Source organism: Mesorhizobium sp. M1338 (assembly GCF_040318045.1).
GTDB lineage: Bacteria > Pseudomonadota > Alphaproteobacteria > Rhizobiales > Rhizobiaceae > Mesorhizobium.
Genome location: NZ_JAMYLL010000152.1, coordinates 1 through 747, shown reverse-complemented (window position 1 = coordinate 747; position 747 = coordinate 1). Strand labels below are relative to the sequence as shown.

Annotated in this window: 1 protein-coding gene; it reads left to right on the top strand. The window is 59.8% G+C overall.

Going from position 1 to position 747, the window contains the following annotated elements; translation table 11 throughout:
* Window positions 1-17 precede the first annotated feature (17 nt).
* Window positions 18-747 (top strand): AMP-binding protein (locus NKH19_RS33410; RefSeq protein ID WP_352983988.1); only part of this gene is annotated, 730 nt, incomplete at its 3' end.

Genomic DNA, 747 nt, shown 5'->3' with positions numbered 1-747 from the left:
CCGAGGCGCTTGTCGATGTGAGCGTGGTCGATCTGGAGACGGCGACCCCGGCTTGGGCCGAACTGCCCGCTTGCGATCCCGAGCCGCGCGCCCTTGGTCTCACCGCGCGCCATCTCGCCTATGTCATCTACACCTCAGGCTCCACCGGAACCCCAAAGGGCGTCATGGTCGAGCATGGAAGTCTGGTGAACTATTTGCATTGGTCGGATCGCAGCCATTACGAAGAAGCCGGCAACGGTTCGCCCATGCTGCTGTCGTTCAGCTTTGATGCTGGCGTTACGACCTTATTCGGGCCTTTCTTGGCGGGCGCCAAGCTTCGTCTTGCCAACCCCATTGCCCTAATACATGCGCTTGCTGCTTTAGAGGATAGTCAGACCTATGATCTAATCAAGCTGACCCCTTCGCATCTAAGCCTGCTAAACAAGCGGCTTGAAGCCTACAAGGGACCAGCCCCGACCAGAGCACTCATGGTCGGTGGCGAGGCCTTGATCCCGGCAGACATGCAGTTTTGGCAAGAGCATTTCCCGAACGTGCGTCTGATCAATCATTATGGTCCGACAGAAGCGACGGTTGGATGTGCCACATTCGCAATATCCGACGCTGTCGGGGGGCTGGCCTCCATCCCGATCGGGCGTCCGATTGCGAACACGCGGTTGTATCTTCTGGACGGTCATGGCGCGCCCGTCCCGTTCGGGGCGGTGGGGGAGCTTTACATTGGCGGGGCGGGGGTTGCGCGTGGCTACCTGA